The organism is Streptomyces sp. R33 (genome assembly GCF_041200175.1).
Classification (GTDB): domain Bacteria; phylum Actinomycetota; class Actinomycetes; order Streptomycetales; family Streptomycetaceae; genus Streptomyces; species Streptomyces katrae_B.
Window position 1 is genome coordinate 1,964,652 of sequence record NZ_CP165727.1, and the last position, 25,827, is coordinate 1,990,478.

Sequence of the window (25,827 nt, forward strand, 5' to 3'; positions counted from 1 at the left end):
GCGCGTAGCGATCTGGGGCGCCTGCGGGCCCACTCCTACCGGCGTGGTCATCTGGCCGCTGTCTGGTGCAGGTTGACCCTGCCCGGGTCCGGAAAGGGTGTCTATGGGCCCTTCAGGGACTGTGGCCTCCCCCTGGCCCCATCCCGCTCCACCTCGGTGGTCCGGGGGAATGGGGTGCGGATGGACAGGGGCTCCTGCTCGGCATCTCTGAGGGGCCCTCATCCGTATCCGAACCCCCCGGCCATCCTTCGGGGGCGTCCCGGCAGTCTGTTGGCATTCCGGGGCGGGTCGGTCGGTCAAGGGTGGCCGAAGGCCATCGCGAAGCGACGCGACGACGAAGGAGGAGCGCCCTTGAGGGACCGGCACGACACGGAAGGACAGTGGACTGACGGGACGCCCCCGTACCCACACCGACCCCGAGTCGGCAGACCCCGCCCCACGCCCCCATCCCGATCGACTCCCTCCGACCCCGAGCGCACGAACCCCGACAACCCCTGGAGCCACCCATGCACCATGCACCCCACGCACCCCGCCCCGCCGCCCCCGCCGACGTACCCGAGCTGGTCCGGCTTCGGGCCGTGGCTCTTGCCGCCCTCGGGGTTGACCCCGGGCCGTTCGATGCCGCCTGGCGGGATGTTGCCCGCGGGTGGTTCCTCGAGCGGATCAGCGAACGCCCAGACGTGCACTGCCTGGTCGTCGGCGGAGCACCCGGCGAGCCCCTGCTGGCCACCGGCATGGCCTGGATCACGTACCACCTGCCCAGTCCCCGGTGGACCGACGGGCGGCGCGGCTACCTCGACGGGATCGTCACCGACGAAGGCGCCCGCGGTCAGGGCCACGGCCGGCGGATAGTCGACGGGCTCACCGCCTGGCTGAACGGCAACGGGATCCACTACATCCAGCTGCACGCAAGCTCCGACGGCGAACCCGTGTACAAGGCAGCGGGCTTCGTCACCGGCCAGTACCCGGGAATGGACCTGTTCACCACTCCCCAGGACACTGCGCAGGACAACCCGCGGAACCCCCAACACCCCTGATCAACCGTCAGAACCCTTTTCAGCCGGACTTCCAGCCGGACTTCCAGCCGGACTCCTTGCCGGACTCGAAGCCGGGCTCCCCGCCCGACTCGGAGGTCGGGCTCAAAGCCCGACCTCCAGCCTCCCCACCCTCCCCTTCTCCCCCGCCGCCCAGCAGCCCCCGTCACCCGTGCAGTCGACGGTGTCGAACGAGCCGGCCGCGAGCGGCCGCCAGCTCCTGCCGCCGTCCGTCGTGACGTCCGTGCCGGTCGGGCCCACCGCCAGGGCCGCGTCGTGCAGGTGCGGGAGCCAGGCCGCGCCCGAGCGGTATGCGGGCGGCGGGGTGGGGGCCGGGCGCCAGGTGCGGCCCGCGTCCGCCGAGACGGCCGCGGCCTGCGGGGAGGCTTCGCCGGTGCGGTAGTCGCCGCCGACAGCGAAGCCCTTCGTACGGTCGCGGAAGGCCAGCGCGAAGACCCCCTTGGCCGGGTCGCCCGCCGGGATGCCCGATTCGGCGACCCGCCAGGTGCGGCCGCGGTCCGCCGAGTGCAGGATCCGGGCGGCCGCGCCGCCGCCCGTGGCCAGCCAGACGTCGCGCGACCCCGCGCTCACCAGGCACTGGCCGCTCGCGGCGAAGCCCGCCTCGCCCGGCAGGGCCTCCGGCATGCCCGTACTCGGCAGCACCGACCAGTTCCGGCCGCCGTCGTCCGTCGACAGGATCCGGAACCTGCCGTCCACCGGGTCGCTCACGGCCAGCCCGTGCCGGGAGTCGAAGAAGGTGAGGCAGTCGTAGAAGGCGCGCGGGTCGGGACTGCGGAAGGTCTCGGTCCAGGTGGCGCCGCCGTCCTCGGTGCGCAGCACCCGTGACGCCTCGCCCTCCCCGATGGACAGGGCCACCGCACGCCGTGCGTCGAAGGCCTCGATGTCGCGCAGCTCCAGGCCTTCCGCGACCGCGCCCGGCGGTGAGACGTCGCGCCAGCTGCGGCCGCCGTCCACGGTGCGCAGCACCGTGCCCTTGGAGCCGGCCACCCAGGCCGTGGAGCGGCTGACCGCCGCCAGGCCGCGGAAGCGGGAGTCCTTGCCGGTCTCCTTCAGCGCCCAGCCCACGCCCCGTAACCCTTGCCCGTCGTGCCCCTGCACGCCGTACCCCTCCACGCCGTACCCCTGCACTTCCTGCACGTCCTGCGCGTACGCGGGGCCGGCCAGCAGCCCCACCGTCAGAGCCGCCGTGGCCATGCCAACTCCCAGAAGTCTCATGGCGCCGGAAGCTAATGCACCCCGGATCCGGCGTCCAGGGTGCGTCCGGGCCGCCGCGTTCCTAGGCTGGGGCCATGCCATCCAAGGAACCCAAGGCCTACGACGGCAAGCGCATCACCGTCACGTACGACACCGGCCGGTGTCTGCACGCCGCCGAGTGCGTGGGCGGACTGCCCGAGGTGTTCGACTCGGGGAAGCGTCCGTGGGTGCAGCCCGACGGGGCCGAGCCGGAGCGGGTGGCCGAGGTGATCCGCCGCTGCCCCTCGGGCGCGCTGCAGTACCGGTTCGCGGACGACGGGCCGGCCGAGGAGCCGGACCGGCCGACCACCGTCGTACGGTCGCCCGCCGGCCAGCTCGTGATGCGCGGCGATCTGCGCGTGACGACGCCCGACGGGAGCGTCCGCAGGGAGACCAGGGCCATGCTTTGCGCCTGTGGAGTGAGCGGGAACCAGCCGTTCTGCGACCACTCCGGAGCGTGCGGCAGCGACTGAGTCCCCTTGGCGCGCACCCGCTCCCACCGACCCACGCCGTCACTCTGTGCAATCAAACGGACGCGTTCCAGCCAATCGGTGACACAGCTCACGTCAGTTCGCGTGCACGGATTTGCCGATTCCGGCGTCTATCCGGTTGCCGGGTTCCACCCACGCCCGGCAGCAGATCCGCCGCAAGGGAGCGAGCCTTGATCACTGTTATCGAGCAGGCCGTGCAGGCCCGTCTGGTCGCCACCGCCCCGAAGGTCGAGACCGTACCCGTCACGCTCTGCTACGACCGTGCGGATCCCTTCGCCGTGCGCATGGCCTTCCCCGCCCCCGCCACCCTCGAGGGCATCGAGGTCTCGTGGACCTTCGCCCGCGAGCTCCTCGAATCGGGGCTGGACCGCCCGACGGGGTGCGGCGACGTGCGGGTGCGGCCGTACGACATCGACCGGACCACGATCGAGTTCCACGCGCCCGAGGGCGTGGCGATCGTGCTGATGCTGACGGCCGAACTGCACCGGTTCCTGGAACGGGCCGCGACGGTCGTCCCGCCGGGTCTGGAGCACCTGTACCTCGACATGGACCACAGCCTGGCCGAGCTGATGCGCGACCCGCACTGAGGGCCGGCCGGCCCACGCCTCCTCCCCGCCCGCTCCCCCGCGCTTAATTCGTTTGCGGGCGGCTCAGGCCGCCCGTAGCTTCGTAGACGCCCCATCGCCGTCGAAACGGAGCAGGACATTGGACTTCTGAGGTCCGAGACACCGACCCACCCGGCCGTCGGCTGTCTCCCCGCGTTGCACGCACCACTCACGCAACCTGGAGGCCTCCGTGTCCCATACCCCTGCTTTCATCACGTGTTCCGCCCTGTCCTTCGACTGGCCCGACGGCACCCCCGTCTTCGAGGGCTTCGACCTGGCCGTCGGCCCTGGCCGTACCGGCCTCATCGGGCTCAACGGCTGCGGGAAGTCCACCCTGCTGAAGCTCGTCGCGGGTGAACTGACCCCGTCCGACGGCCAGTTGTCCGTGGCCGGCACCATCGGCCACCTCCCCCAGAGCGTCACCCTCGACACCGCCCTGCGCGTCGACGAGGCGCTCGGCATCCGCGCCGTCCGCACCGCCCTGCACGCCATCGAGGCGGGCGAGGCCACCGAGGCGAACTTCACCACGGTGGGCGACGACTGGGACGTCGAGGAGCGGGCCCTGGCCCTGCTCGACCAGCTCGGCCTCGCCCGGATCGGCCTGGACCGTACGGTCGGCGAACTCTCCGGCGGTGAATGCGTGTTGCTGCGCCTCGCGGCCCTGCTTCTCGCCCGGCCCGACGTCCTGCTGCTGGACGAGCCGACGAACAACCTCGACCTGCGCGCCCGGCGCCGCCTGTACGCGGCGGTCGAGTCCTGGTCCGGGGTGCTGCTCCTGGTCAGCCACGACCGGGAGCTGCTGGAGCGGGTCGACCAGATCGCCGACCTGCACGACGGCGAAGTCCGCTGGTACGGAGGGAACTTCACGGCGTACGAGGAGCAGCTCGCCGCCGAGCAGGACGCGGCCGAGCGGATGGTCCGGGTCGCGGAGGCCGACGTACAGCGGCAGAAGCGGGAACTGTCCGACGCGCACATGAAGTTGGCGCGGCGCAAGCGGTACGGCCAGAAGATGTACGACTCGAAGCGCGAGCCGAAGATCGTCATGGGCGCCCGCAAGCGCGCTGCCCAGGAGTCGGCCGGCAAGCACCGCATCATGCACACCGAGAAGCTGGCTCAGGCGAAGGAGCGGCTGGACCAGGCGGTGGAGGCAGTCCGGGACGACGACGAGATCCGGATCAAGCTGCCCGCCACACAGGTCCCGCCGGGACGCCGGGTCCTGACCCTGAGCGATGTGCACCTGGTGCACGGGGCCAGGGCTGCCGGTGAGTGGGAGCTGCGCGGTCCGGAGCGGATCGCGCTGGTGGGCCGCAACGGTTCGGGCAAGACGACCCTGCTGCGCACGATCGCGGGCCTGCTCGCGCCTGCGTCCGGCGAGGCGCTGACCCATGTGCCGACGCGGTTCCTGCCGCAGCGGCTGGACGTGCTCGACGAGAGCCGTTCGGTGGTGGAGAACGTGGCGCGGTTCGCGCCGCAGGCCTCGAACAACCTGATCCGGGCGCGGCTCGCGCACTTCCTGTTCCGGGGCGCCCGGGCGGACCGGCCGGCGGGCACCCTGTCGGGCGGCGAGCGCTTCCGGGCGGCGCTGGCGGCGCTGCTGCTGGCGGAGCCGGCTCCGCAGCTGCTGATGCTGGACGAGCCGACGAACAACCTGGACCTGGCGAGCGTGCGGCAGCTGGCGGGCGCGCTGGAGTCGTACGAGGGCGCACTGCTGGTCGCGAGCCACGACGTGCCGTTCCTGGAGTCGATCGGGATCACGCGGTGGCTGCTGCTGGACGGCGAGATGCGGCCGACCACGGCCGAGGAGGTGCGGGAGACGCTCTGGCACGAGTGACGGGCGCGGTGGTCCCCGCCGTCAAGGAAGGTGCCGGGGACCACCTGTCGGCGTGACTTTCGCTCCCCGGCGCCCTTCCAGCACGCCTACAAACTGCATAGATAACCGGATGTAACCGGGCATATGAACGCCTGGGGCTTGGCGGCTCCTCACGCTCCGCTTAACCTACGGATTCGTAGGCTACGGAACCGTAGGTAATTCGCTTTGTCCCCAGGAGCACCCGTGACGATCACCTCTCCCCACCTCGGCAGCTCGGAGGCGTGGACAGACGCCAAGCTGCTGTACGCGCTGGAAGAGGTGGTCGAGAAGGAACTCAACCGCCATCTGAAGGTCACCAAGGACTGGATGCCCCACGAGTACGTCCCGTGGAGCGACGGCCGGAACTTCCCGGGCTTCTTCGAGGACGGCGAGGCCTGGGACCCGGAGCAGTCCAAGGTCACCGACATCGGCAAGATCGCGCTGGTCGTGAACCTGCTGACCGAGGACAACCTCCCCAGCTACCACCACGAGATCGCCACGCTCTTCGGGCGCAACGGCGCCTGGGGCACCTGGGTGCACCGCTGGACGGCCGAGGAGGGCCGCCACGGCATCGTGATGCGTGACTACCTGCTGGCCTCGCGCGCCGTGGACCCGGACAAGCTCGAAGCGTTCCGCATGCAGCACATGTCGGAGGGCTTCGAGTCCGACAACCGGCACTCGATGCTGCACTCGGTGGCGTACGTGGCCTTCCAGGAGCTCGCGACCCGCATCTCGCACCGCAACACCGGCCACCAGTCCGGTGACCCGGTCTGCGACCGGATGCTGGCCCGCATCGCGCAGGACGAGAACCTGCACATGATCTTCTACCGGAACCTGCTGGGCGCCGCCTTCGAGATCGCCCCGGACCTGACGATGCAGGCCGTGCGCGACGTCGTGGTCAACTTCCGGATGCCCGGACACGGCATGCCCGGCTTCGAGCGCATGGCCGCCCAGATGGCGATCGGCGGGGTCTACAACCTGCGGATCCACCACGACGACGTGCTGAGCCCCGTGATCCGCTTCCTGAAGATCATGGACATCGACGGTCTCGGCCCCGAGGGCCAGAAGGCCCAGGAGGAGCTCGGGCTGTTCATGAACGGCCTGGACTCCGAGGCCCGCAAGTTCGACGAGCGCCTTGCCGCCCGCGCGGCCCGCATCGCGGCCCGCAAGGCCTGACGGCCCAGGGCCCTCAGCCCGTCACCGAAACCCTGGCAGAGCCGTACTCTGCCAGGGTTTCGTGCTGCCCGGGTTTCGTGCTGCCCGGCCGTCGGGCCTGTGCAGCCCTCGCGCACGGTCAGCTGCGCGGGCGCAGGGCGAGGCGCTCCGACTCCGAGAGGCCGCCCCAGACGCCGAAGCGCTCGTCGTTGGCCAGGGCGTACTCCAGGCATGCCACACGGCCCTCGCACGCCCCGCACAGCCGCTTCGCGTCCCTCAGGGACGAGCCGGGCTCCGGGAAGAAGAAGCCCGGGCCCGTCTGGGCGCAGAGGGCGAGGTCGTACCAGGCGGGCGCGGTGGTGGCGGTGGTGGCGGTAGCGGTGTTCATCGACATGCCGGAGATCCTCACGGCCGCCGATGGACGTCCGATCAACGCCTGATCAACACCGGCTCGCTCCGGGACCTCCGCAGGGCCTCAGGCCCCTGTCGCAGGAGCGCTGGCAATGACCGCGAACCGCGCACCGTAGGGGTCCGCCAGCTTCGCGAAGCGGCCGACACCCTCCATGAACACCGGCGACAGCCGGACCTTGCCGCCCGACTCCTCGGCCCTGGCCGCCGTCACATCGCAGTCGACCACCTCGAAGTACGGGGTCCAGTAGGGGCGTTCGGCGTCCTCCACCGGGTCCGAGCCGATCGGGACCAGGCCGCCGAAGGCCGCCTCGTCGGGCGTGCCGGCCGCCTTGACCACCGTGTACGAGCCGCCTTCGAAGGGCATCTCGCTGATCTCCCAGCCGAAGACCGAGCCGTAGAAGGCCGCGGCCGCCTGCACGTCGGCCGTGTACAGCTCGGTCCAGCACAGGGTGCCGACGTCGGTCACCGCGCCGAGGCCCTCGATCCTGCCCGGCTGCCAGATCGAGAACGTGACCCCCGCAGGGTCGGCGAAGATCGCCATCCGGCCGAGGCCCATGACGTCCCTGGGTTCGACCGCGACCGTGCCGCCCGCCTCGACCACGGCGGCCGCAGTGGCGTCGGCGTCGGAGCTCTGGAAGTACAGCGTCCAGGCCGACCGGACCTCCTCCGGCGCGACGGCCATGGCGCCCGCCACCGTCTTGCCGCCGAGGTGGAACATCGCGTATCCGCCGGCTTCCTCGCCGCCCGGCCGGAAGTCCCAGCCGAACAGCCCGGTGTAGAACCCGGCGGCGCCGTCGAGGTGGGGCGTGCCGAGGTCGACCCAGTTCGGGGAGCCGTCTTTGTAGTCCGTCGTGAGCATGACCCGTACTCCTTCCGTCCTCACTACGAGCATGGCACCCGCCTCTGACAGCGGGCTCAGTCCTCGTGCTTCGCACGGCTCGGCTGGACGCGCTTCGGTTCGCCCGGCATCTTCGGGTAGTCCGGCGGGTACGGCATGTCGCCCAGGCCGTGGTCGTGTTCGTGGCGGTCGGCCAGTTCCAGGGCGGCGTCCAGGGCGAAGGCGTGGTCGTCCATGTCCGCGTGCAGGTCGCCGAGTTCGGCGTAGCGCGCGGGCATGGTGGTGATGTCGAAGTCGCGGGGCTCGGCGGAGTCGATCTCGTCCCAGCGCAGCGGGGCCGAGACCGGGGCGTGCGGGCGGGGGCGTACGGAGTAGGCGGAGGCGATGGTGCGGTCGCGGGCGGTCTGGTTGTAGTCGACGAAGATCCGCTCGCCGCGCTCCTCCTTCCACCACGCCGTGGTCACCTTCCCGGGCATCCGCTGTTCCAGCTCCCGGCCGATCGCGATCGCACAGCGCCGGACCTCGGTGAAGGTCCAGCGCGGCTCGATCGGAACGAAGACGTGCAGGCCGCGCCCGCCCGAGGTCTTGGGCCAGCCGCGCAGGCCCAGGTCCTCCAGTACGTCGCGCAGCTCGTGGGCGCAGATCACCGCGTGGTGGTAGTCGGTGCCCGGCTGCGGGTCCAGGTCGATGCGCAGCTCGTCGGGCCGGTCGGTGTCCTCGCGGCGCACCGGCCAGGGGTGGAAGGTCAGGCAGCCCAGGTTGGCCGCCCACAGCACGGCTGCGGGCTCGGTCGGGCAGATCTCGTCGGCCGTCCGCCCGGAGGGGAATTCGATGTGGGCGGTGGGGATCCAGTCGGGCAGGTTCTTCGGGGCGCGCTTCTGGAAGAAGGACTCGCCCTGCACCCCCTCGGGGTAGCGCTCCAGGGTGGTGGGCCGGTTGCGCAGGGCGCGCGTGATCCCGTCGCCCACGGCCAGGTAGTACTGCGCCACGTCCAGCTTCGTCAGGCCCCGCTCGGGGAAGTACACCTTGTCCGGGCTGGACAGCCGCACCGTCCGACCGCCCGCGTCCAGCTCGATCGCATTACCGGATGCACCCATGTGCGCCACGGTAGGCGGGCCCGGCCAGGTGCGCATACCGGGCGGGCCGGGGCGTACCACCGCAGAATCTAAGACATGGATCTGCCCGTGATGCCGCCCGTGAAGCCGATGCTCGCCAAGTCGGTGGCCAAGATCCCGCCGGGCATGCAGTACGAGGCCAAGTGGGACGGCTTCCGCGCCATCGTGCACCGTGACGGCGACGAGGTGGAGATCGGCAGCCGCACCGGCAAGACCCTGACCCGGTACTTTCCCGAGCTGGTGACCGCACTCAAGGAGAGCCTGCCGCCCCGCTGCGTGGTGGACGGCGAGATCGTCATCGTTCAGGGCGGGCGGCTCGACTTCGACCGGCTGACCGAGCGGATCCATCCCGCGCAGTCCCGTGTTGACATGCTGGCGCGGACGACCCCCGCCAGCTTCGTCGCCTTCGACCTGCTCGCGCTCGGCGACGAGGCGCTCCTGGACACCCCGCTCACCGACCGCCGCACCGCCCTCACCGACGCCCTGTCCACCGCTCGGCCCCCCGTTCATCTCGCGCCCGCGACCACCGACCCCTCGCTCGCGCAGGAGTGGTTCGAGCGGTTCGAGGGCGCCGGGCTCGACGGGGTGATCGCCAAGCCGCTCGATCTCCCCTACCGGCCCGATGCCCGTCTCATGTTCAAGATCAAGCACGAGCGTACGGCCGACGTCGTCATCGCGGGTCTGCGTTTCCACAAGAGCGGTCCGATCGTCGGATCGCTGCTCCTGGGCCTGTACGACACCGGCGGCGCCCTCCAGCACGTGGGGGTCTGCGCCGCCTTCCCCATGAAGCGCCGCGCCGAGCTGGTGGACGAGCTCGCCCCGCTGCGGATGGACGACGCCACCGGTCACCCGTGGGCCGCCTGGGCCGAGGAGTCCGCCCACGAGAGCGCCCGGCTGCCCGGCGCACAGAGCCGCTGGACCGGCAAGAAGGACCTGTCCTGGGTGCCGCTGCGCCCCGAACGCGTCTGCGAGGTGGCGTACGACCACATGGAGGGCGACCGCTTCCGGCACACCGCCCAGTTCCGCCGCTGGCGGCCCGACCGCGTACCGGAGAGCTGTACGTACGCCCAGCTCGAGGAGGTCGTCGGCTACGACCTCGCCGAGGTCCTCGGCCCGGCCGCCGGCGCGTAGGCCTCCCCTCTCCCGGCGCCGGGGCCCCCTCAGGACCCCGCCGTCAGCTTCTCCCACTCCTCCCGGTCCGGGCCCACCGCGTGCGGTGCGTAGTGCGGCCGCGCCGCCAGCCAGCGCGCCACCCGGGCCCGGACCTCCGGGTCCGCGTACGCCCGCTCCGGCGGCTCGGCCAGGTGCCGGACCCGCGCCCGGGCCCGCATCACCTCCGGATCCTCCAGGGCGCACTCGAACAGCGCGGCGACCTCGCGGGCCGTCCCCGTCCGCCCCGCCCGGGTCGCGAACCGTTCGCCGATGGCCGCGTCGGCCACCACCTGGAAGTCGAACCACGGCTTCAGGGTGCGCACCGCCCATGCGTGGTACTCGGCGGCGAAGCGCGCCGACCCCGGGTCCTGGTGCGCCGTACGGGCCACCCTGCGCGCCGCCCACAGCGCGAGCGAGGTGCCCTGCCCCAGCGTCGGGTTGGTGTGCGTGATCGCGTCCCCGACGGGTACGAGTCCGGTGGCCACCGGCCCCTGCTCGTCGACGAGCGCGCTCCACCGGTTGTCCAGGCTCGCCGTGGCCAGTACGCCGGACAGCGGTTCGGCGCCCAGGTCGAGCCAGGCCGCACCGGGCGGGAAGGCCCGGGCGGCGGCCTCGAAGACGGCGGGGTCGCGCAGCGCCGAGCGGGTGGTGTCCCGGGTGTGGACGAACAGGGTCACGGCGAACACCCGGTTGTCGGCCGGGAAGACCGCGCACCCGGCGAAGGTGCCGCCGGTCACCGCCCAGGGCCGGCGCGGCCCCTCCTCCAGCCCCCCGGGCAGCCGGTACCAGCGGCAGAAGTACGCCAGCCCCGTACGGTGCCGCTCCACGAGGGCCGGGCGGCAGCCCGCCGCGGCCAGCAGCCGTTCGACGCCGCCGCGCCGGCCGGCCGCGTCCACGACGAGGTCCGCCGCGTATGCACCGGCCTGCGTGGTCACGCCCGTCACCCGGACCGCCGCAGCTCCGGGCCCGGTCGTCGCCGGTTCGGTCGTCGCCGGCCCGGTCGTCGTCAGCCCGGTCACCGGCTCCCCGTGGTGCATGACGGCCCCCGGTTCGGCGCGCAGGGCCGTGGCCAGCGCGCTCTCCAGCACGATGCGCCGGGCCTGCAGCATCACGAGGTCCTCGTCGCCGGGCCGCTCGGGCGGGCGGACCTCGAACCAGTCCAGCTCGTGCCGTTCGCGGGCGCCGAGCCGCAGCATCTCCGCGTGGACGTCGGGCAGTTCGTCCCGGAGCACGGTGCGGGCCGCGCCGAGCAGGGCGTGCGGCTGGGTGGCCTGCGGGACGCCGGGCCGGTGCCAGCCGAAGAAGTCCCGGTCGAGTGCGGCTCCGGGGGCGCGCGTGTCCCGTTCGAACAGTTCGGCGGTGTGTCCGTGCCGCGCCGCGAGCAGCGCGGTCGCCAGCCCTCCGACACCTCCGCCGATGACCAGCACATGTGCCATTGCGTGCCCCCCGAGCCTCTGAGCCGATGAACGGTACGAAGATCAGACCGCTCAGAGCTTGCACGGACGGGCCCTGACCGAAACCCGCACACCTGTCCGATGCGCTACGCCCCGCCCACGCTCCGGCCCGCGCGGTGGGCCTCGAGGGCCCGCCGGGTCTCCTCCTCGATCAGGTCGGTGTTGATCGCCACGGCCGCACGCACGCCGGCCGCGGCCGCGCCGGCCAGCTGCTCCATCGGACCGGCCACGTTCCCGGCCGCCCAGACGCCCCGCAGCGCGGTGGCCCCGGTCGCCGGATCCGCTTCCAGGCAGGTGCCGACCGCCACCCCGGACCGCTCCACGGTGGCGACGGGCAGTCCCAGGCTCGCCGCCACCCCGGCGCGGGCGGTGAACCGCGGCCCCACCACGAGGGCCGTGCACGCCACGGTGCCTCCGTCGGCCAGGGCCACCCCGGCCAGCCGGCCGTCCGCGATCTCGAGGCCGGTCACCTCGCCTTCCGCCACCGCGATGCCGAGGGCGGCCAGCAGCTCCCGGTCCTCGCCGGTGAGCGGCCAGGTGTGGGACAGCAGGGTGACCCGGTCGCTCCAGTTCCGCCACATCTGCGCCTGGTGCACCGCGACGGGGCCGGTGGCCAGCACCGCGAGCGGCTCGTCGCGCACCTCCCAGCCGTGGCAGTACGGGCAGTGCAGCACGTCCCGCCCCCAGCGCTCCCGGAGCCCCGCGATCTCCGGCAGCTCGTCCACCAGACCGGTGGCGATCAGCAGCCGGCCGGCCCGGACCGCCGCCCCGTCGGCGCACCGGACCAGGAAGCCGCCCCCGGGCAGCCGGTCGGCGGCGAGTACGGTGCCGGCCGTCCCGGACCGGATCCGGCCCCCGTACCCGGCGACCTCCGACCGCCCCACGGCCAGCAGCTCCGCCGGGCTCGCGCCGTCCCGGCCCAGGTATCCGTGCAGGTGGGCGGCCGGGGCGTTGCGGGGGCTGCCGGAGTCGAGCACGAGCACCGACCGGCGGGCGCGGGCCAGGGTCAGCGCCCCTGCGAGTCCGGCGGTGCCGCCGCCCACGACCACCACGTCGAAGAAGCTCGTCTGCACGTCTCTCCCGGTTGCTTCGTCCATACCGGTGAGGGTGTGGCCGGACCCGCCCGCTTGACAAATGCTCTTGCCGAACCGGCAAATTGAGTCATGGCCACCGAGGAACAGCCGCACCGCGGGCGGGACGACCAGCGGCAGCAGGACGACGAGGAACTCGCGGACGTGCTGAACGCCGTAGGGCCACGGCTGCGCGCCCTGCGCCTGCAGCGCGGCAGCACCCTCGCCCAGCTCGCCGAGGCCACCGGAATCTCGCTGTCCACCCTCTCCCGGCTGGAGTCCGGGCAGCGCCGGCCGACCCTGGAGCTGCTGCTTCCCCTGGCCAAGGCGCACCGCGTCGCCCTGGACGAGCTGGTCGGCGCCCCGGAGACGGGCGATCCGCGGATCCGTCCGCGCCCCTTCGTCCGGCACGGCTGTACGTACGTGCCGCTCACCCGCAATTTCGGCGGCGTGCACGCGTTCAAGCAGATCCTGCCGCCCCTGCCGGGGCCGCTCGTGGACCCGCAGCTGCAGGTCCACGAGGGCTACGAGTGGCTGTACGTGCTCTCGGGGCAAGTGCGGCTGCTGCTCGGCGAGCACGACCTCGTGCTCGGCGCCGGGGAGGCCGCCGAATTCGACACCCGCACCCCGCACGCCTTCTTCAACGCGGGTCCGCAGCCCGCCGAGTTCCTGAGCCTCTTCGGACCCCAGGGCGAGCGGATGCACGTACGCGCCAGACCCACCACCCCACCGCAGCAGGAAACCGGAGCAGAGTGATGACGACGCCGAACGACCGGCCCGACGGCCCCGCACGGGCCGTCCCGCAGCCCAATGCCGTCGTCGGCGTCGGGCTGGTCGTGGCCGACCCCGAGGGCCGGGTGCTCCTCGGGCAGGCGCACGACGGCCGCTGGGAGCTGCCCGGCGGGAAGGTCGACCCCGGGGAGAGCTTCGAGCAGGCCGCCGCCCGGGAACTGGCCGAAGAGACGGATCTGCGGGTGGCTCCCGAGGACATCCGGATCCTGACCGTCCAGCTCTCCCCGAGGGCCGGGGTCACCCGCCTGACCGCCGGGGCCGTCACCACCGCCGCCCAGGGCACCCCCAGGGTCACGGAGCCGCACAAGATCCTGCACTGGCAGTGGTTCGCCCCGGACGGGATCCCGGACGCCCTGTACGCGCCCTCGACCGCGGTCCTGCGCGCCTGGCGCCCCGAACTGGGGCCGACCCTGCCGCCCGTCCCGTCGTACGACTACCCGACGGCACAGGGCCCGACGGCGTAGGACCCGCCCGCAGGGCCCGGCGACCTGCTGTGACATCTCCCACCCCCTCTTGCCACAAGAAAGAAGGCAAACCTAAGTTCAGACGTATGGCCCCACACCACCCCACACCCCCCACCGGCCCGGGCACCCCGGCGCTGGTCGACTTCACCGTCGACCTCACCGCGCAGGAGGTGCTCCGACGGGCCCAGGTCATGGAAGCCCTCGGCTCCGACTGGGACCCGATCGAGGTACTGCGCGGCGAGGAGGCGGCGTACGACCTGCTGTACTCCGGCCTCGACGAGGAGCAGCAGCGCGTGTACGACGACCTGGTCGCGGCCGGCGTACTGCCCTCGCGCGGGGGCGGCCATGCTGCCGCTTGACCCGCAGGCGGACCTCGGGCGCCGCGCGTGGGTGACCTGTCCGAGCTGCGACGACAGTCGCGGGTGCGCCCCGTGCGAGCAGCAACGCACGTGCTCCGACCACTGGCGCTACCTGCTGTCCAACACGGGCAGCCTGCTGCACCTGCAGTGCCCGTCCTGCACGCACGTCTGGGTGCACGAGAGCGGTTTCGGCGCGACCCGTTCCCTGTGGAGCCGCATCACCAGCGGACGCACCGGGCTCTGAACGGGGCGTTCACCCCGCTGCCGGAGGAGGCAACGGATCACACCCCCGCCGGGGCCTTCCGCGCGAAGTGGCCCTCGCGCAGGTCCTCGGCCAGCAGCCGCTTCGCGATCGCGTCGGCCGCCGCCCGCAGTTCCTCGCTCCGCGGGCGGCCGCGGTCCTTCTCCAGCTGGTCGCCGAGCCAGTCGCCCCACGCCTTGGAGATGGTCGCCGCCTCCCGCTCCCCCGCCGCCGTGAGCGTGAAGAAGGTGCCCTCGCGGGTCAGGTAGCCCTCCTCGATCATCCGGTCGAAGACGGGCAGCAGGACCTCCGGCGGCACCGAGCGGCGCGAGGCGACGAGCCCGAGGCTGGCGTGCCCGACGGTGCGGGTCATGAGCTCCACCTGCATCACCGCCCAGGCACCCGCCACGTCCAGCCGGGTGTCCGAGGCGTTCACGATCGCCCGCGCCGTCTCCGGGCCCATGTTCCGGACGAGTTTGCCGACCGCCAGCTCCAGCAGTTTGGCCGAGTCGCCGGAGGCCGTGGCCGGTGAGGCGAAGCCGTCGCCCATGTCCGTGGACGCCGCGCGGACGGTGTCGCGCAGCCGGACCTGTTTGAGGAAGAGCGCGACGACGAAGCCGATCCCGGCCACCGGCACGGTCCACAGGAACACCGTGTGCAGCGTCTGCGCGTACGCCTCGACGATCGGCCCGGCCGCCGCCGGGTCGAGCCCGTGGACGCCCTTGGGGCTCTGGGCCGCCTCCGCCAGCTGCGCCGGATCGCCCCCGGTGGCACGGGCGGCCTCGGCGACGGCCTTCTCCAGTTCGGGGCCCAGGGTGTTGGCGTAGATCGTGCCGAAGACGGCGGTGCCGAACGAGCTGCCGAGCGTACGGAAGAACGTGACGCCCGAGGTGGCGGTGCCGAGGTCGGCGTAGTCCACGGTGTTCTGGACGGCGATCGTGAGGACCTGCATGCACAGGCCGATCCCGGTGCCGAGCACGAACATGTACAGGGATTCCAGCCAGGCCCCGGTCTGCGGACCCATCCGGGACAGCAGGTAGAGGCCGATCCCCATCACCAGGCAGCCCACGATGGGGAAGATCCGGTACCGCCCGGTCTTGCTGGTGACGTTGCCGCTGAAGACGGACGCGATCAGCAGGCCGATCACCAGCGGCAGGGTCCGTACGCCCGAGACCGTGGCCGAATCCCCGTCCACGAACTGCAGGTACGTCGGCAGGAACGTCATCGCGCCGAGCATCGCGAAGCCGACCACGAAGCTGAGCACCGAGCAGACCGTGAAGACCGGGTTCCGGAACAGCCGCATCGGCAGCATCGGTTCCGCCGCCCGCGTCTCGGCCAGGCAGAACAGGGCCAGGGCCAGCACGCCGAGCACGAAGAGCCCGATGATCGTCGCGGAGCCCCAGGCGTACTCGTTCCCGCCCCAGCTGGTGGCCAGGATCAGCGCGCTGGAGCCCACCGCGACCAGGGCGATGCCCAGGTAGTCGATGCGGGTCCCCCCGGCGGCCCGGACCGAGGGGATCGTCCGGGCCGCCGCGATCACGACCAGGATCGCGATCGGGACGTTCACGTAGAACGCCCACCGCCAGGACAGGTGGTCGGTGAACAGGCCGCCGAGCAGGGGCCCGATGACGGTCGCGACCCCGAAGACGGCGCCGATCGCGCCCTGGTACTTGCCGCGTTCGCGCAAGGGGACCACGTCGGCGATCAGGGCCATGGAGGTGACCATGAGGCCGCCTGCGCCGACGCCCTGGACGCCCCGCCACAGGATCAGCAGGGACATGTTGCTCGCCAGGCCGCACAGGAACGAGCCGGTGATGAAGACGATCGCCGAGATCTGGAAGATCAGTTTCCGGCCGAAGAGGTCGCCGAACTTGCCCACGAGCACCGTCGCGACGGTCTCCGCGAGCAGGTACGAGGTCACCACCCACGACATGTGGTCCCCGCCGCCCAGATCCGCCACGATCGTGGGCAGAGCGGTGCCGACGATCGTCTGGTCGAGGGCCGCGAGCAGCACGCCCAGCATGATCGTGCCGAAGACGACGTTGCGCCGGCGCCGGTCGAGCTCAGGAGGCGCCGCGACTGCGGCGGAGGCTTCGGCGGGGGCAGTGGTCACATCTCGCACTCTCACAGCGCCCCCACCCGCCCGCATGCGCACTGGGCCGTACGGGGGACCTCCGGCGCGCTCCCGAACGCGGGATCAGCGCAGGTAGGAGAGCCCCGGGTGCTCCGCCGCGTAGCCGTCCAGGAGCCGGCGCGCCACCCCGACCGAGTCCACCAGCGGGTGCAGCGCGAAGGCCTTGACGGCCTCGGCCCGGGAGCCGCTCGCGGCGGCCGCGAGGACCTCCCGCTCGACCGCCTTGACCGAGGTCACCAGGCCCACCGCGTGCAGCGGCAGCGGGTCCACGGCCACCGGGTGGGCGCCGTTCGCGTCGACCAGGCAGGGCACCTCGATGACCGCCTGCGCGTCGAGCACGGACAGGGTCGAGCGGTTGCGGACGTTGAGGATCAGCGTGGCCCGCTCGTCCCGGGCGATGGCCCGCATGAGCGCGAGCGCGACCTTCTCGTACCCGCCGGACTCCAGATCGCTCTCGTCGCGCTCGCCCGTGCCCGCCGCCTCGCGGTTCTCGGCCATGTACGTGGCTTCCCGCTCGGCCCTGGTCCGGTCCCAGGCGGCCAGCGCCGCCCCGGCCGGCCGGTCCGCGCGGCCCGCCTCGGCGTAGAAGCCGCGCTGCTGGTCGCGCAGGAACGCGCCGCGGGTCTGCTGGGCCTCCGTGTACGCCCGTACTGTGTCACGGTTGAAGTAGTAGTAGTGCAGGTACTCGTTGGGGATCGCGCCGAGCGAGCGCAGCCACTCGGCCCCGAACAGCCGGCCCTCCTCGAAGGACTCCAGCGCCCCGGTGTCGGCCAGCAGCCGGGGCAGCTCGTCACGGCCGCCGATGCGCAGTCCGCGGAGCCAGCCCAGGTGGTTGAGGCCGACGTAGTCGATCCAGGCGTCCTCGGGGCGGGCGCCGAGCAGCCGGGCGACGCGCCGGCCGAGCCCCACCGGGGAGTCGCAGATCCCGATCACCCGGTCGCCGAGCTCCTCGGCCATGGCCTCGGTGACCAGCCCCGCCGGGTTGGTGAAGTTGATGACCCAGGCCTCGGGGGCGCTGCGGGCGATCCTGCGGGCGATCTCCCGGGCGACCGGTACCGTCCGCAGGCCGTACGCGATCCCGCCCGCGCCGACCGTCTCCTGGCCCAGCACGCCCTCGGCCAGGGCGACCCGCTCGTCCGCGGCGCGCCCCTCGAGGCCGCCGACGCGGATGGCGGAGAAGACGAAGTCGGCCCCGCGCAGGGCCTCGTCGAGGTCCCCGGTGGCGGTGACGGCCGGGGCGTCGGGCGCTCCGGTGGCGGCCGCCTGGTCGGCGAGCACCCGGGCCATGGCGCCGAGCCGGGAGGGGTCCTCGTCGTACAGCGTCACCTGGGTGACCCGGCCCTCGGCGTGGTCGCCGAGCAGTGCACCGTAAACGAGCGGCACCCGGAATCCGCCCCCGCCGAGGATGGTCAGCCGCACGCCCTACCGCCCTTCACCCGTGCCACGATCGGTGCCACGATCCGTGGCATCCGCTCCGCGACACGTGATCGACACCTGTTGGAGGGCTCCAGTGTCCCCTGCCGGGCGGCGCGGCGGGGGCTCAGTCCTCCAGCGACGGGACGGCGCGCAGCCGGGGCCCCTGGTGGAGCGGGGCGGCGGCGCCCGGGACCGGGCCCGCCGCGGCGCCCTGCGGCGCCGACAGGATCATGGTGATCCGGGTGAGGCCCATCCCGTCGAGCATCCGGCTGGATTCGGCCACGAGCCGGCAGCGTACGTGCCCCCAGCGCGGGTCCCAGTGGCGCACGGTCCGTACGGCCCCGTCGCGCTCGGCGGCGTCGGCCCCGTGGGTGCTCAGCCAGTGCGGCACCCCGTAGCGGTAGGCCGCTTCCATGAACGGGTCGCGGGCCACCTCCTGGCGGATGCTGCTCAGGCCCTCGTCCTCCGGAGCGGCGGCGAGCGCGTTCGCGAACTGGGCCAGCAGCGGGACGCACCAGGCGGGTTCGTGGTCCTCCAGCACGGCTGCGGCGTCCGGGTGGAACAGCACGAAGCGCAGGAAGTTGTCGTCCGGCAGGGCGGTCGGGTGGGGGCGCACCGACTGGAAGAGCTTGTCGAACGCCGAGTTGGTGAGCGCCACGTCCCAGCGGTGGTCCACCAGGAAGCTCGGGTAGGGCACGGCTTCCATGAGGGCCGCGTAGTCGCACAGGTAGTCGCGCTGGGCGGGGTCCTGGGGCAGCCGGCTCTCCTCGGCCGCCCGCCAGGTCGGCGGCGGGTCGCGGTCGACCATGACGCGGAAGAGCCAGAAGCACTGCCGCTCGCTCATCTCCAAGGCCTCGGCCAGGGCGAGCAGTTTACGGTCCGTCCACTCCTTGACCAGGCCGCGCTCCCAGTTGCCGTAGGCGCGGACGCTGATACGGAGCCGGGCGGCGAGGTCTTCCTGGCTCAGGCCGAGCTCCTCGCGCCGCTGGCGCAAAATCTCCTTGCGTCGCTCCGACCGCACTGCGCCGCGTGCGGACTCCTCGCCCGCCAGGCGCTCCTCACCGGCTCGGGCGAGGCCATCGGACGGGCCCACCGCTGCGAGATGTGGCACCGAGAGCTCCCCCTCTTCACGGTCTGGATCTTCAATTGCCTGTGGCGATCCTGCTACCGACTTCATTCGAGTGTCAACTATCGTGGCAATTCCAGCCTCTTGACAGCTCATTCCCGCCACAGCTGTGGCAAGTTCTGGCCCTGCGGCGGCTCCTCGGCTAGATTCCAAAAGCCGACCATGTGCCCGCACCGACCCGCCGCGATCTAGGAGAACCACTGGTGACAGACGGCTTCCCGGCTCCCGTCGCAGTGGCCAACGCGCCCCTGGCAGCCACCGTCACGCGCGTCGCCGAACTCGCGGGCAAGATGGGCCGTGACCTCAACAAGGTCTTCGATCTTCGCCGCCTCTCGGAGGCCTCCGGCGTCCCCGCCGACGTGGTCAGGACCCTGCTGGACGGCCGTCCCGCCGGCGAGCCCTGCCTGCAGACCCGCTTCCTCCAGCGCCTCGACCTGCTCCGGCGCACCCGGCTGAAACCCAACGGACGCCGCTACACGCAGCAGGAGATCGCGGACGGCGCCGGCATGTCCCGGCAGCAGGCCGGCGCCCTGATCAACGGTGACCGCAGGCCCACCATGGAGCACTGCGACGCGATCCAGCGCTTCTTCGGCGTCCACGCCGGGTTCCTCACCGCGCACGACGCCGACGCCCTCACCGACGCGCTCCAGCGCACCGAGCAGCAGCTGCTCCAGGACTACGCGGGCCGTGCTCGCGAAACCGTACCCGCCCCGGCGGCTTCGACCGGCGATCCACTGGCAAGACTCCTTCAGAACCACGGCGTCCGGGGCATCGCCTGGCGCGCCGCCCAACTGCCCAGCGACAAGCACCGGGACAAGGTGACCGAATGGCTGGACATGCTTCTCGAAAGCGTCAAACCGAATGAATGATGACCCAGTCGAGAGTCTGGGTCTGATCCTTGAGTCCTGATCCGGATCCGCGCCGACGGGGAGAACGGTGAGCATAGGCAGAGAGCAGCGCCGGTTGTGCGGCGAACTGGTGGCCGGGCTCCGGCTGACCGCGCCCGTGGAACCCGTGGACCTCTACGCCGCCCTCTGCGAGGGCATGAGCCGGCACCGCGGCCGCCGGGTGGACTTCCGGATGGCCTCGTTCCCGCCGGGGACGGCCAGCGGCCTGTGGCTCGACATGGCGGACCGCGATCTGGTGGTCATCGAGGAACGCACCGCACCGGACCACCAGCTGGTCATCCTGGGCCACGAGCTGTGGCACATGAAGGCCGGCCACTGCAGCCACCACGTCGACGGAGCCGCCGTCGCCGCCCGGCTGCTGAGCGACGGGGCCGACCTCGGGGAGACGGTCCGGCGCGTCGCCGCGCGCACGCGCGCCGACGTCTCGGAGGAGACCGAGGCGGAGACGTTCGGTTTACTGCTGGGCAGCCGCTGTCGGACCTGGCTCGCCGGTTCCGCGAGCCATCGGGCGCCCGCACAGCGTGACCAGTTGGCGGGCCGCATCGAGGCCTCGCTCGGATACCGGGGGCACAGGAACGACCGTTGAACGGCCAGGACTACTACATACCGGCAGCCGCCCTGGCGGTCTCACTCGCCTTCAAGCTGCCGGCGCTGCGGCACAACTGGCGCGACCCGCTTCTGCGGTCGGTCTGTGCCCTGCTGATCCTGGCCGGATCGGTGTTCACCTTCGCCGCTCCGCCCACCATCGAGGCGGTCAACCGCTGGACCGGCGTCGCCAACTTCTCCGCACCGCTCGTCTACTGCCTGATCACCCTGTTCAGCGCCGCCTGCCTGGTGCTGATCGTGAACTGGCGCGGCGGCCCGGCCGAAGTGACCCGGCGCATCTCGCGCCGCTGGATGCTCGGCTACGCCGCGGTCGTCGTGGTGCTGGTGGTGCTCTTCCTGCTCGGTGAGACCCCGGTCGAGCGGCTGCGCGACTTCGACACCTACTACGCCAACACCCCGTACATCCGGCAGATGATCGCCCTCTACCTGACGGCCCACCTCGTGGCGGCCGTCGTGATGGTGGCCATGTGCTGGCGCTGGTCCCTCCAGGTGCACGGCTGGCTGCGGATCGGCCTGATGATCATCGTCTCGGGCTACATCTTCAACCTCAGCTACGACGCCACCAAGATCTCCGCGGTCGTCGCCCGCTGGGCCGGCCACGACCTCGACGGCCTGAGCACCTTCATCGCCCCGCCGCTCGCCTCCATCGGCGCGCTGATCAGCGCGATCGGCTTCGTACTGCCCCTGCTGTGCCAGCGGCTCTCCGACAGCTGGCAGACCTGGACGACGTACCGGCGGCTCGGCGCGCTCTGGCACGAGGTGCAGATCGGCGCCCCCAGCGGCACGCCCTGCGTGCAGATGTCCTGGTGGGCCCCGGCCGAACTGCGGGTGATCCAGCGCGAGTCGGACATCCACGACGGATTCCTGCACCTCGGCCCGTACTTCGACCTGAGCCGTCGCGAGGAGGCGTACGCGCGGGCCCTCGCGGACGGCACGGACGAGGAGACGGCCCGCGCCGTCGCCGACGCGGCGATGGTCGCGGCCGCCGTCCAGGCCCGCTCGGCGGACCCGGAGGGTGCGGTCATCGGGGCCAGCGAGGAGAGCGTCCTCGACACCCTCGGCAGCGCGCGCGACCTCGTACGGATCTCCCACGCGCTGCGGCATTCGCCGGTGGTGGCGGCCGTACGCCGACAGGTCGCGCTGACGGGGGGCGGACCGGCCTGAGCCGGCCCGCCCGTTTCCGGCCGGCGGCGTCAGCGCTCGGCCGCGGCCAGCGCCACCTTCGGGAACAGGTCCTGGAACGGGCCCGCGGAATCGATTCCCTCCCGGCCGTAGGGTGCGTCGAAGCTCCACACCATGAACAGCAGGAACACGATCAGCGCGCTGAACAGACCGGCCAGCAGCAGCTCCCGTCCGGACCTGCGGATCTGCAGGGTGAAGATCAGCCCCACGGTGACCACCCCGCCGACCAGCAGCCCGAACCAGACCACGCTCGGCAGGGTCGACTCGTCGGCCTGCATGCGCGAGTGGCGGGCGTCGTCGGCGGCCGCGATGTGGTCCAGCAGCGGCTGGTAGGCCTGCGCCTGCAGCTCGTTCGCCGGGCTCTGGTGCGTGACGTCGGTGCGCAGCTTGCCGAGCAGCGCGGCGCCCTGCGGCGAGGCGCCTTCGCCCGAGGTCAGCAGCGGCCAGTCCACGGCGACGGTGTGGGAGACGTACGCGTCCACCTCGCCGCGGATCCGGTCGCGGACCGGGGCCGGGTAGACGTCGGCGCGCTGGGTGACCTCGTACAGCGACTGGGCCTCGCGGCGCACGCTGTCCTCGGCGGCGCCGCGGGCCTCCCAGACGCCGGCGATGGCCAGGCCGAGCACGATCGCGTAGACCACGCCCACCATCATCGTCATGTACTCGATGACGTCGGGGGTTTCGCTGGTGTCCTCGTCCTCCGCGACCCGGCGGTGCCGGAACGCGGTGCAGGCGAGGACGAGGGCGCAGACGAGCGCCATGGCGACGGCCAGGACCAGCCATTCGGACACGAGGGTTCTCCCGTTGGTGGATCGGTGGGTGGGTGCAGGGCGGCGGGGTCAGCCGCGGCTCTTGGAACGCGGCCGCAGTGCGGCGGCGGCGAGCACGGCCGGGGTGGTGACGACGACCATGAGCATCACGGTGGACATGCCGCCCGGGCCGCGCCGCTCCAGGGCGATCGAGTGGTACGGACGCACGTGGAAGGCGCTCACGGGCGCGGCCACGGCTGCGGCCCGGGGCGGGGCAGGTGCTCCGGCCGGCGCCGGCTCCGCCACCTCCCCGGGACCCGGCGCGGGCGGCGCAGGCTCCGCCGCCGCGGCCCTTGCCTCCGCCGCCGGCGGGGGCGACTCCGCCGGCGCGGGGGCGGGGACCGCCGGCGCGGGGGCGGGGACCGCCGGCGCGGGGGCGGGGACCGCCGGCGCGGGGCCCTGCCCCGGGTGGTGCACGGTCGGCCGCGCGGCCCCGGGCAGGACGGCCCGTACGGGAGGCCGGACCGCGGCCGGCGGGGCGGTGGGGGGCGTGGCGGCGGGCGGGCGCGGCTGCCCGGCCGGAACGCAGGCGTCGCGCGGAACCCCGTCGCCGGTGCCGGTGGCGACGGGGCCGCCGGCGCCGTCGCCGTCGGCCTGGCCGACACCGGCGGTGGTGCCGTGCCCCTGGGCGATGCCTGTGCCGACATCGGCGACCGCCACCTGGCCCTGCAGCGGGCAGAGGGCCGCCACCAGGCCTGCTCCGGCGAAGTACTGCCAAGCGGTCACCGCGCGTCCTCCCGTTGTGAGGGTCTCGGCTGAAGAAACGATCACAACGGCGCTTCGACACGCCGCAGACGCGTCAAGATCGCCGAGACACGGGTGACGGCCCGCCGTCGAAAGCGCGCTCGGCGGACCTGCCGGCCGGTTCAGCCGATGGAGAGGGCCGGGCCGGTGACCATGAGCCCGAGGTCGTGGCCGGCGTAGGCGAAGAACGCGAACATGACGAGGGCCGCGCCGCCCAGTGCCACGTCCTTGAAGAAGTGGACCTGATCCATCATCTTGGCCTGCGGGTCCTTCTCGGCCCAGAAGCCGTGCATCAGAACGGCCGTCGGGAAGCAGAACGCGGCGAGCAGGAGCATCCCGATGTCGGCCCACAGGCCGACTGCCACGCTCACCGAGCCGACCAGCAGGACCAGCCCGCTGACGACGACGGCGAGAGCGGGGAACGGCACTCCGCGCGACGCGGTGTATCCGGCCATCGCCTTCGTGTTCGTCAGGTGGTTCACCGCGGAAGAGGCGAAGAGGCCGATGAACAGCAGACGGCCGATGAGCACGAGCACATCCATGATGACCTCCGTAGGGCGCCAGGCGTCCGCGTACGGGCTCCTGCCCCCATAAGATCATTCACCCGCCCGGCCCGTTCCGCCACTGCACCCGCGAGACCCCCTACGCTGACCGCATGTCCCGCGTGTCCGAAACCGCCGCCGAGCCGCCGGTCGCCGTCTGGGTGGCGCTGAAGCGGCCGGTCCGCTTCCTCGGTTCCTGGTGGCCGTGGCGCTGCTGGTCGTACCTCGGCAGCGGGATCCTCCTCGGGTACGGGGTCCTCCTCGCGCTGGCGCTGCTCCTCGGGCTGGGGGTGCTGCTGGCCGTCGCCGGGATCGGGTTGCTCCTGCTGCTCGGCGCCGTGGCCGGCGCAGTGCCGCTCGGGCAGTTCGAGCGGTGGCGGCTGCGGTGGGTGGAGCCCGCCCCCGTGCCGGATCCGCACGTCTCGCTCGCCGGGGCGGCCGCCGCCGCCTGGCTGCGGACCCGGCTGCGCGAGCGGGCCACGTGGCGGGAGCTCGGCTACGCGGCCCTGCTCGGACCGGTGTTCGCCGCGGCCGGCTTCGGGGTCGTCACGCTGCTCGCCTTCTCGCTGATCCTCGTGTCGAGCCCCGTCGTCGTGTGGGCCCTCGCCCCCGAAACCGTGATGCTGATCCCGGGCAGGCCGGTCTCCGGCCCGCTGGAAGCCCTGGGCGGTACCGCCGTCGGACTGGCCGGGCTCGTGCTGGCCGCGTACGCGGGAGCGCTCCTCGCGGGAGCCCAGGTGAAGACCGCGCGGCTGCTGCTCGGGGCGCGCGAGGAGGACGCCCGGGTACTGGAGCTGACCCGCTCCCGGGTCCGCCTCGTGGACGCCTTCGAGGCCGAACGGCGGCGGATCGAGCGGGATCTGCACGACGGCGCCCAGCAGCAGCTGGTCGCCCTCAGCATGACCCTCGGTCTCGCAGAGCTGGAGCTGCGCAGGGTGCCGCAGGCCGCCGACGCGGCCGAGCTGGTGGCCCGGGGCCGCGGCGAGGCGCGGCTGGCCCTGGAGCAACTGCGGGACCTCGTACGGGGGATCCACCCGCAGGTGCTCACCGACCACGGGCTCGGGGCGGCCGTCGCGGAGGTCGCGCTGCGCCACCCCGTGCCGGTGACGGTGGACCTGGACGTGCCCCGGCTGCCCGAACCGGTCGAGATCACGGCGTACTTCACCGTCACCGAGGCCCTGGCCAACGCGGCGAAGCACAGCGGCGCCTCGCACATCGGGATCGCCGGTAAGGTCGACGGGGGCCGGCTGACTCTCTCCGTCACCGACGACGGCCGCGGCGGGGCGGATCCCGGCGCGGGAGCGGGCCTGGCGGGTCTCGCGGACAGGGTGGCGATGTTGCAGGGCAGGCTGGTGGTGTCCAGTCCGGTGGGCGGTCCGACCGAACTCCGGGTGGAGGTGCCGTGCTCCGGCTGATCCTCGCGGAGGACTCCGTCCTGTTGCGGGCCGGGCTGACGGAACTCCTCACCCGCAGCGGCCACCGCGTCCTCGCCGCCGTCGGGGACGCCGAGGAGCTGATCCGGGCGGTGGAGGCCGAACGGCCCGACGCGGTCGTCACCGATGTCCGGATGCCGCCCGGCTTCCGTGACGAGGGCCTGCGCGCCGCCCTCGAACTGCGCTCCCGGGACGGCTCGTTGCCGGTGCTCGTCCTCTCGCAGTACGTCGCCACGGCGTACGCGACCCAGCTGCTCACCGCAGGCACGGCGGCGGGCGGCCCGGCCGGGCTGGGCTACCTGCTCAAGGACCGCGTCGGCGAGGTGGCGGAGTTCCTCGACGCCCTCGAACGGGTCGCGGGGGGCCAGACGGTCATCGACCCCGAGGTGGTCCGGGTCCTGCTGGGCCGGCAGGCGGCGGACCGGCCCCTCGCCCGGCTCACCCCGCGCGAACGCGAGGTGCTGGCCCTGATGGCCGAGGGCTTCAACAACCAGGCCTTGGCGGCCCGGCTGTTCGTCACGGAGGCGGCCGTCGTCAAACACGCGAGCAGCATCTTCATGAAGCTGGACCTCGACCCGACCGAGGGCAACCGGCGCGTGCTGGCGGTGCTGGCCCACCTGCGCGGCGCGGAGGGCTGACCCTC

At 72.7% G+C, this 25,827-nt stretch carries 27 protein-coding genes; 15 read left to right on the forward strand and 12 right to left on the reverse strand.

Annotated elements, in window-relative coordinates; translation table 11 throughout:
• Positions 1 to 506: 506 nt before the first annotated feature.
• Entirely contained in the window at positions 507 to 1,037 is a 531-nt protein-coding gene (locus tag AB5J51_RS09375; RefSeq protein WP_369777422.1) for a GNAT family N-acetyltransferase, read from the forward strand.
• A 102-nt stretch (positions 1,038 to 1,139) separates the two neighbouring features.
• Here AB5J51_RS09375 and AB5J51_RS09380 read toward each other — a convergent pair whose 3' ends face one another.
• Positions 1,140 to 2,249 (reverse strand): WD40/YVTN/BNR-like repeat-containing protein, encoded by a 1,110-nt coding sequence (locus AB5J51_RS09380; protein ID WP_369777423.1) that lies wholly within the window; start codon positions 2,247 to 2,249, stop codon positions 1,140 to 1,142.
• A 95-nt stretch (positions 2,250 to 2,344) separates the two neighbouring features.
• Between AB5J51_RS09380 and AB5J51_RS09385 the strand changes: the two genes are divergently transcribed.
• The 4 genes from AB5J51_RS09385 to AB5J51_RS09400 all read left to right on the forward strand — a co-directional run bounded on the left by AB5J51_RS09385 (position 2,345) and on the right by AB5J51_RS09400 (position 6,409).
• Positions 2,345 to 2,761: a (4Fe-4S)-binding protein gene (locus AB5J51_RS09385; RefSeq protein WP_133896402.1), complete on the forward strand. Its 417-nt coding sequence runs from the start codon at positions 2,345 to 2,347 to the stop codon at positions 2,759 to 2,761.
• Between the two features lie 188 nt (positions 2,762 to 2,949).
• Positions 2,950 to 3,366, forward strand: coding sequence for an SsgA family sporulation/cell division regulator (locus tag AB5J51_RS09390; RefSeq protein WP_053790264.1), 417 nt, complete (start codon positions 2,950 to 2,952; stop codon positions 3,364 to 3,366).
• 208 nt (positions 3,367 to 3,574) lie between these two features.
• Entirely contained in the window at positions 3,575 to 5,215 is a 1,641-nt protein-coding gene (locus tag AB5J51_RS09395; RefSeq protein ID WP_369777424.1) for an ABC-F family ATP-binding cassette domain-containing protein, read from the forward strand.
• A gap of 222 nt (positions 5,216 to 5,437) precedes the next feature.
• Complete coding sequence (locus tag AB5J51_RS09400) at positions 5,438 to 6,409, forward strand: acyl-ACP desaturase (RefSeq protein WP_053790265.1); 972 nt, start codon at positions 5,438 to 5,440, stop codon at positions 6,407 to 6,409.
• A gap of 118 nt (positions 6,410 to 6,527) precedes the next feature.
• Here AB5J51_RS09400 and AB5J51_RS09405 read toward each other — a convergent pair whose 3' ends face one another.
• The 3 genes from AB5J51_RS09405 to ligD all read right to left on the reverse strand — a co-directional run bounded on the left by AB5J51_RS09405 (position 6,528) and on the right by ligD (position 8,734).
• A complete protein-coding gene (locus tag AB5J51_RS09405) occupies positions 6,528 to 6,782 on the reverse strand; it encodes a WhiB family transcriptional regulator (protein WP_053790266.1) in 255 nt (84 codons plus the stop codon).
• A gap of 81 nt (positions 6,783 to 6,863) precedes the next feature.
• Positions 6,864 to 7,658, reverse strand: a complete 795-nt coding sequence (locus AB5J51_RS09410) for a VOC family protein (protein ID WP_133896404.1) — start codon at positions 7,656 to 7,658, stop codon at positions 6,864 to 6,866.
• A 56-nt stretch (positions 7,659 to 7,714) separates the two neighbouring features.
• A complete protein-coding gene (gene ligD / locus AB5J51_RS09415) occupies positions 7,715 to 8,734 on the reverse strand; it encodes a non-homologous end-joining DNA ligase (RefSeq protein ID WP_053790268.1) in 1,020 nt (339 codons plus the stop codon).
• Positions 8,735 to 8,809: 75 nt separating this feature from the next.
• Between ligD and AB5J51_RS09420 the strand changes: the two genes are divergently transcribed.
• The gene (locus AB5J51_RS09420) at positions 8,810 to 9,883 is read left to right on the forward strand and encodes an ATP-dependent DNA ligase (protein WP_369777425.1); all 1,074 of its coding nucleotides are present in this window, start codon (positions 8,810 to 8,812) and stop codon (positions 9,881 to 9,883) included.
• A gap of 29 nt (positions 9,884 to 9,912) precedes the next feature.
• Here the strand turns inward: AB5J51_RS09420 and AB5J51_RS09425 are convergent, their stop codons facing one another.
• Both AB5J51_RS09425 and AB5J51_RS09430 read right to left on the reverse strand, forming a co-directional pair.
• Complete coding sequence (locus AB5J51_RS09425) at positions 9,913 to 11,340, reverse strand: NAD(P)/FAD-dependent oxidoreductase (RefSeq protein ID WP_136224387.1); 1,428 nt, start codon at positions 11,338 to 11,340, stop codon at positions 9,913 to 9,915.
• 104 nt (positions 11,341 to 11,444) lie between these two features.
• On the reverse strand, positions 11,445 to 12,455 hold the full coding sequence (locus AB5J51_RS09430) for an NAD(P)/FAD-dependent oxidoreductase (protein ID WP_369777426.1): 1,011 nt from the start codon (positions 12,453 to 12,455) through the stop codon (positions 11,445 to 11,447).
• A 66-nt stretch (positions 12,456 to 12,521) separates the two neighbouring features.
• Between AB5J51_RS09430 and AB5J51_RS09435 the strand changes: the two genes are divergently transcribed.
• The 4 genes from AB5J51_RS09435 (at position 12,522) to AB5J51_RS09450 (ending at position 14,287) form a co-directional block, all read left to right on the forward strand.
• Positions 12,522 to 13,184, forward strand: a complete 663-nt coding sequence (locus AB5J51_RS09435) for a helix-turn-helix domain-containing protein (protein WP_133896407.1) — start codon at positions 12,522 to 12,524, stop codon at positions 13,182 to 13,184.
• Positions 13,184 to 13,684, forward strand: coding sequence for an NUDIX hydrolase (locus AB5J51_RS09440; RefSeq protein WP_136224389.1), 501 nt, complete (start codon positions 13,184 to 13,186; stop codon positions 13,682 to 13,684). The genes AB5J51_RS09435 and AB5J51_RS09440 overlap by 1 nt, the downstream gene beginning before the upstream one ends.
• Before the next feature lie 86 nt (positions 13,685 to 13,770).
• Positions 13,771 to 14,043, forward strand: a complete 273-nt coding sequence (locus AB5J51_RS09445; protein ID WP_030292833.1) for a DUF6400 family protein — start codon at positions 13,771 to 13,773, stop codon at positions 14,041 to 14,043.
• A complete protein-coding gene (locus AB5J51_RS09450) occupies positions 14,030 to 14,287 on the forward strand; it encodes a hypothetical protein (RefSeq protein WP_053790274.1) in 258 nt (85 codons plus the stop codon). Before AB5J51_RS09445 ends, AB5J51_RS09450 begins: the two co-directional genes overlap by 14 nt.
• 37 nt (positions 14,288 to 14,324) lie before the next feature.
• Here the strand turns inward: AB5J51_RS09450 and AB5J51_RS09455 are convergent, their stop codons facing one another.
• The 3 genes from AB5J51_RS09455 to AB5J51_RS09465 all read right to left on the reverse strand — a co-directional run bounded on the left by AB5J51_RS09455 (position 14,325) and on the right by AB5J51_RS09465 (position 18,945).
• Complete coding sequence (locus AB5J51_RS09455) at positions 14,325 to 16,397, reverse strand: MDR family MFS transporter (RefSeq protein ID WP_369777427.1); 2,073 nt, start codon at positions 16,395 to 16,397, stop codon at positions 14,325 to 14,327.
• Between the two features lie 84 nt (positions 16,398 to 16,481).
• Positions 16,482 to 17,837: a 6-phospho-beta-glucosidase gene (locus AB5J51_RS09460; RefSeq protein ID WP_168724234.1), complete on the reverse strand. Its 1,356-nt coding sequence runs from the start codon at positions 17,835 to 17,837 to the stop codon at positions 16,482 to 16,484.
• Positions 17,838 to 17,958: 121 nt separating this feature from the next.
• Positions 17,959 to 18,945, reverse strand: a complete 987-nt coding sequence (locus AB5J51_RS09465) for a helix-turn-helix domain-containing protein (protein WP_234382837.1) — start codon at positions 18,943 to 18,945, stop codon at positions 17,959 to 17,961.
• A 218-nt stretch (positions 18,946 to 19,163) separates the two neighbouring features.
• Between AB5J51_RS09465 and AB5J51_RS09470 the strand changes: the two genes are divergently transcribed.
• From AB5J51_RS09470 to AB5J51_RS09480, 3 genes are all read left to right on the forward strand, one after another.
• Positions 19,164 to 19,829: a helix-turn-helix transcriptional regulator gene (locus tag AB5J51_RS09470; protein WP_030292841.1), complete on the forward strand. Its 666-nt coding sequence runs from the start codon at positions 19,164 to 19,166 to the stop codon at positions 19,827 to 19,829.
• A 67-nt stretch (positions 19,830 to 19,896) separates the two neighbouring features.
• The gene (locus AB5J51_RS09475) at positions 19,897 to 20,454 is read left to right on the forward strand and encodes a hypothetical protein (protein WP_053790277.1); all 558 of its coding nucleotides are present in this window, start codon (positions 19,897 to 19,899) and stop codon (positions 20,452 to 20,454) included.
• Positions 20,451 to 21,638, forward strand: a complete 1,188-nt coding sequence (locus tag AB5J51_RS09480) for an MAB_1171c family putative transporter (protein ID WP_053790278.1) — start codon at positions 20,451 to 20,453, stop codon at positions 21,636 to 21,638. Before AB5J51_RS09475 ends, AB5J51_RS09480 begins: the two co-directional genes overlap by 4 nt.
• 29 nt (positions 21,639 to 21,667) lie before the next feature.
• Here AB5J51_RS09480 and AB5J51_RS09485 read toward each other — a convergent pair whose 3' ends face one another.
• The 3 genes from AB5J51_RS09485 to AB5J51_RS09495 form a co-directional block, all read right to left on the reverse strand.
• Positions 21,668 to 22,447, reverse strand: coding sequence for a DUF4239 domain-containing protein (locus tag AB5J51_RS09485; RefSeq protein ID WP_053790279.1), 780 nt, complete (start codon positions 22,445 to 22,447; stop codon positions 21,668 to 21,670).
• 48 nt (positions 22,448 to 22,495) lie between these two features.
• On the reverse strand, positions 22,496 to 23,191 hold the full coding sequence (locus tag AB5J51_RS09490) for a hypothetical protein (protein ID WP_369777428.1): 696 nt from the start codon (positions 23,189 to 23,191) through the stop codon (positions 22,496 to 22,498).
• 140 nt (positions 23,192 to 23,331) lie between these two features.
• Positions 23,332 to 23,751 carry a DoxX family protein gene (locus AB5J51_RS09495; protein ID WP_136224392.1) on the reverse strand — a complete coding sequence of 140 codons (420 nt, stop codon included), beginning with the start codon at positions 23,749 to 23,751 and terminating at the stop codon, positions 23,332 to 23,334.
• A gap of 113 nt (positions 23,752 to 23,864) precedes the next feature.
• On the opposite strand from AB5J51_RS09495, the gene AB5J51_RS09500 reads away from it, so the two are divergent.
• Both AB5J51_RS09500 and AB5J51_RS09505 read left to right on the forward strand, forming a co-directional pair.
• The gene (locus AB5J51_RS09500; RefSeq protein ID WP_053790281.1) at positions 23,865 to 25,166 is read left to right on the forward strand and encodes a sensor histidine kinase; all 1,302 of its coding nucleotides are present in this window, start codon (positions 23,865 to 23,867) and stop codon (positions 25,164 to 25,166) included.
• A complete protein-coding gene (locus AB5J51_RS09505) occupies positions 25,154 to 25,822 on the forward strand; it encodes a response regulator transcription factor (protein ID WP_053790282.1) in 669 nt (222 codons plus the stop codon). The genes AB5J51_RS09500 and AB5J51_RS09505 overlap by 13 nt, the downstream gene beginning before the upstream one ends.
• Positions 25,823 to 25,827: the final 5 nt, after the last annotated feature.